Genomic DNA, 4973 nt, shown 5'->3' on the forward strand with positions numbered 1-4973 from the left:
TGGTCAGGCAAAACCCGCAACTGGCAACCTGCCGGACCCGTCTGGCTTAACCCAGAAACCGAAATCAGCGCCCCTGAAATCAGAGACGCCGCATGAAATCGGCGGACAACTACTTTGACAAACACCGGTGTTCGCAGTTATAAGTCGTTATCAGCCGCGTTTCGAGGACGACTTGCTGAGACATAATGTTGCCAAGAGATCCGCGTTTGAAATGCCGACCAAAGACGCGTTGTCTAGTTTTGTGGCTTCCATTTGCTGCACATTGCTTGAATGACTGCATTCGTTTCTGCGATGCAGCGACGATGTCACGTCGGCGCAGCATGTTTTAGTGCCGCTTGCGCTCGCAGCGAAGATTTGACTCTTCCGCAATGGGCTCCTAGTCGACATCTGACGCAAACTGTCAGGAATTTCACGAGAGATTGGACTTCTATGGCGGCTCTGCGGACTTACTCCAACTCACCATTCTCATTGTTCAAAAGGCGAAAAATTATGGTCGCAATGATTAAAAATATGGTCTTGATGTCTTTTGTTCTGCTGTGGCCTTGTCTGATGGTCAGTGCACAGCAACTGCTTCCCGCTGAGGCAGCATTGGATCCCAGCATGTCAGGTACTTGGGTCATTTCTGATGGCAATGTTTTGAGTTTTGCCTTGACCCCTTTGGCATCTGAAGATGATCTAGACGGTGAGGAAGAGACGGTGATCGCGAAAGCGAACCAAGCCATTCGAGAATTCAAAGAGGAAGCAAGAGGTTTCCTAACAAAAGCATCGCAGATGCGGAGCGAGATCAGATTTATTGTAGAACAGAACGCGCCGGACGGCACGATCGGCTTTTTCGTGAAATACTTGTTCGTTTATGCGTTGTGCCTAGCTATCGGCGTCGTGTTTAACCACTTTGTATGCGAGCGTTTTTTTGCCCTTCCTCGACTTCATCAGAAGCTGGCAGAGTGCCCTGTAGGGTATAGTGAGAAAATCCCTGTGCTTGCTCAGCGGTTCTTCTATGGCTTGGGGGGAACAGTCCTCACTGCGGCAATAGGATATGGGCTCGCGTCAGTTGTCTTGGGCACACCGGAGAATAACGCTGTTGAGATTACAGCAAATTATCTAGTGGCATCTTTCGTCATCATCAGCGTTGTCGTTCTGTTATGGCGAATGGTGTTTGCACCATATTTACCGAACTATCGAATTCCAAAGTTCCATAAAGACGATCTAGAGCAATGTACAATTGCTGCAAAGAAGATGTTCTTCTGGTTGACGGCGGGTGTCATCCTTAGCCTTGGGGTGTTTCTCTATACTACTTGGCTACAAGAACTTGGCGTGTCTCGAACAATGGCAGGACTGCTGTCACTCTACCTGTCCATTGGTATCGTGATGTTTAGCGTCGCTCTTTTAGTCGCGAATAGTGGTATTGTTACTGGTGCAATCCTTAAGGCGAGATCTCCGTCCGAAGTGAGTTGGCCAACGCGACTATTGGCGGGCTATTGGATCGCGTTTGCGATCGGATATGTGATTATCGCATGGGCCGTCACGGGGTATCGACTGGTTGTCGGATTACCGAATGATGTTCCATTGATCTCATCAGGTTACGCGGTTTTGCTGACAGTACTGGTTGTCTATGCGCTGGTGTCTTTCGTCATCGAAGTCTTCTTCAAGAGACGGCGCGTTCAACAGGAGAAGAACATCACCAACTTGCGTGCTGAGATAGAACATCAGAGCCGTATGGACAACGCGCTGGATGGCGAGCCAGACGAAGGAGAAATAACAACCCAAGAGATTGAGACCAAGATCGAAGCACAGAACACTATGACTTCATTTGAGGATCTTGCGCAGCGAATAGCGGCGCTCGTGGCATTATCGTCAGGTATTTATGCGCTGTTCAGGATTTGGCGTCTGGATGGCCTTTTCTCGGGAAATTCAGTTTTTGGCATCAGTTACGACGTCATCTTCATCCTATTTCTGGGCTATATTGCCTATCATTTTGTCCTTATCTGGATTGATACCAAGATCCGCAATGAGGTCGGTGAGGTGGTCGCTTCAGTACCTGGTGATGAAGGGGGCGCGGGGGGTGCCAGTCGTTTGGCAACATTGTTGCCCTTGTTCCGGAACTTTCTCTTAGCTGTTATTTCTGTCACGTCCATCCTAATCGCGTTGACCGAAATGGGGTTCAATGTAGGGCCATTGTTTGCCGGTGCCGGCGTTGTTGGTCTTGCTATTGGATTTGGTTCGCAAACGCTGGTTCGCGATATCTTTTCCGGGGCCTTCTTCCTTGTTGATGACGCTTTTCGCAAAGGTGAGTACGTTGATATAGGGCACGTCAGGGGTACAGTTGAGGGCGTCTCGGTCCGTTCGTTCCAGTTGCGTCACCATCTTGGACCGCTGCATACCGTCCCGTTCGGCGAAATCCAGTTCCTGACGAATTACTCGCGCGATTGGGTGATGATGAAGCTGCCGCTGCGGGTGACTTACGACACTGACGTCGAGAAAGTTCGAAAACTCATTAAGAACCTGGGTCAGCGCCTTTTGGAAGATCCGGAGATTGGCGAGCAGTTCCTGCAACCGCTCAAGTCTCAAGGGGTGATCAAAATGGAAGATTCCGCGATGATTATTCGCGTGAAGTTCATGACAAAACCTGGAGATCAATGGGTCATTCGCAAGCGAGTCTATCAAGATATCCGGGATATCTTTGAAAAAGAGGGCATTCACTTTGCACATCGCGAGGTGACCGTGAGGGTCGCCAAGGATAACCACACAGAGTTGACTGACCTTGAAAAGCAAACTCTCGGAGCGGCGGCAATATTGGCGGAGCCAGACGGCGGCCCTGCTGCTCCTTCAGGAGATGATCGCTAGGATGGGTAATGTGAATAAATCAATGCTGCTTTGGTTATCCAGATAATATGCCTGAGAAGCATTATAGTTATCGCCGTGTGCTATTGGACAAAAGGCTACTGAGCACCCCATTATTAGTGACAGCGCGGTAGGGGAATAGCCTCTCTGAAAGTCTGCTTTCTCCAAGTCGTCCAATTTAGTTTGCAGCCGCAGCGAAGGTCTCCTTCCCGCCCTTCATGACAGATGCTGCACCAGCGAAACTGGATATTATGCACCCGCAGCGAACTGGCGCTTTGTCCGCACACCGACGTTTCAGTCGACAAAAATGCTGCACCATGCACCAACGGCCGCTTCGACGGGCCGCACCGCAGCATCCGGGGTGGTTGCTGGAAGGCGGCAATGGGCCGGGTGCGTCGTTCCCCCCGGCATGGTTCCTCCCGGGCGCAATCCGTATACGGGGGGGCTGAGCGCGCCACTTGGCTAGCGCGTGGCGTTTTCACCGGGGAAGCCACCTGGAAGCCACCCCAGCCGATGGGTTTGAATTTACGACTCAACATCAAAGGGTTGCGCGACAGCGGCCTTGGCCAAGGGTGGATTCCTTTTGGTCTTCGAGGAATCCACTTGGTGGATTCGACCTTGGCAAGAAGCCACCACAGGAAGCCACCTTGGCGCGGGCCTTTTCCAGATTGGGCGGAACACATTGATTCCAAGCTAGAAAATGGTTTGACAAAGCTGCCCCCCTTGACGTACCCCTTAACCATCGAAGAGCAGCGCCCGGAGGAATACCCTCTTGGTCGGTTTCGTTTTCCCCTCATTGCGACCGTGATCCTGCTGCCTGCTGCCTGCTGCCTACTGCCTGCTGCCTGCTGCCTGCTGTCTTGGCAGTGTGCATCAGTTTGACCGCCTTGCCCCAAATCAGAGAACTGCCCCATGGACCTTGTCTTCGCGCCGAGCCAGATTGAGAGCTGGCCGATAGAACGGCTGCGCCCTTATGCCCGCAATGCCAAGATTCATGGCGACGACCAAGTCGCCAAGATCGCGGCGAGCATGGCCAAGTTCGGCTGGACCGTACCCTGCATGGTGGCCGACGATGGCGAGCTGATCGCGGGGCATGGTCGCGTTTTGGCTGCGACGATGCTCGGGTTGACCGAAGTGCCGGTGATCCGGTTGGGCCATCTCGACGAGGCTGAGCGCCGCGCCTATCGCATCGCCGACAATAAGTTGACGGAACTCGGCGAATGGGACGAGGCGATCCTGCGCGATGAAATCTCGGTGCTGCTGGCGGAAGACTTCGACCTGTCGCTGCTTGGGATCACAGACGAGGATTTGGATGCTCTGCTGCGCGATCCTGAGGCGCTGGGCGGCGATGGTTCTGTCGAGGGTGAAGACGATGTGCCAGACCTGCCGGTTGCGCCGGTGTCGGTACCGGGCGACCTTTGGCAACTCGGATCGCATCGGTTGATCTGCGGTGACAGCACTTCGGCTGACGCCGTTGGGCGGCTGCTCGGCGATGTGGAGCCACTGCTGATGGTGACCGATCCGCCCTATGGCGTCGAATATGATCCGTCCTGGCGCAACCAGGCAGGTGCGGCGAAGACCAAGCGCACTGGCAAAGTGCTGAACGATGACCGCGCGGATTGGCGCGAGGCATGGGCGCTGTTTCCCGGCGATGTCGCCTATGTCTGGCACGGCGCGCTGCATGCCGCGACGGTAGCGGAAAGCCTGATGGCGGCTGGCTTCAACGTGCGGTCGCAAATCATCTGGGCGAAAGATCGACTGGTTCTCAGCCGCGGCGATTATCACTGGCAGCACGAACCCTGCTGGTATGCCGTCAAAAAAAGCGGCAAGGGCCACTGGGCGGGCGACCGCAAGCAGACAACGCTGTGGCAGATTGCGAACAAGGATCAGGATGCCAAAACAGTGCATAGTACGCAGAAGCCGGTTGAATGTATGCGTCGTCCCATCCTGAACAATTCCAGTCGCGGCCAGGCGGTTTATGAACCCTTCATGGGATCAGGCAGTATGAGCTGCTGCCGGTTTCGTGGACAGCAGGTTAAGCTAGCATAGCGCGAGCCTCGAACTCCATGGGGCTGAGGTAGCCCAATTTGGAGTGCCGTCTGCGCGGGTTGTAGAAGCGCTCGATGTAGTCG

At 53.9% G+C, this 4973-nt stretch carries 3 protein-coding genes; 2 read left to right on the plus strand and 1 reads right to left on the minus strand.

Features of this window, described 5'->3' with window-relative positions; translation table 11 throughout:
* Positions 1-489 precede the first annotated feature (489 nt).
* A complete protein-coding gene (locus tag ROA7023_RS22850) occupies positions 490-2844 on the plus strand; it encodes a mechanosensitive ion channel family protein (protein ID WP_159458648.1) in 2355 nt (784 codons plus the stop codon).
* A gap of 909 nt (positions 2845-3753) precedes the next feature.
* The gene (locus ROA7023_RS22855) at positions 3754-4890 is read left to right on the plus strand and encodes a site-specific DNA-methyltransferase (RefSeq protein WP_085881266.1); all 1137 of its coding nucleotides are present in this window, start codon (positions 3754-3756) and stop codon (positions 4888-4890) included.
* Here the strand turns inward: ROA7023_RS22855 and ROA7023_RS25775 are convergent.
* Positions 4877-4973: IS3 family transposase (locus tag ROA7023_RS25775; protein WP_370739256.1), on the minus strand; the 97-nt coding region annotated here is incomplete at its 5' end. The genes ROA7023_RS22855 and ROA7023_RS25775 overlap by 14 nt on opposite strands.

The sequence above is a fragment of the Roseisalinus antarcticus genome (assembly GCF_900172355.1).
Lineage (GTDB): Bacteria > Pseudomonadota > Alphaproteobacteria > Rhodobacterales > Rhodobacteraceae > Oceanicola > Oceanicola antarcticus_A.

Bases quoted from the DNA above. Each gene is read 5' to 3' on its own strand.
- ROA7023_RS22850 (WP_159458648.1), top strand. From the start codon at position 490: ATGGTCGCAATGATTAAAAATATGGTCTTGATGTCTTTTGTTCTGCTG.
- ROA7023_RS22855 (WP_085881266.1), top strand. From the start codon at position 3,754: ATGGACCTTGTCTTCGCGCCGAGCCAGATTGAGAGCTGGCCGATAGAA.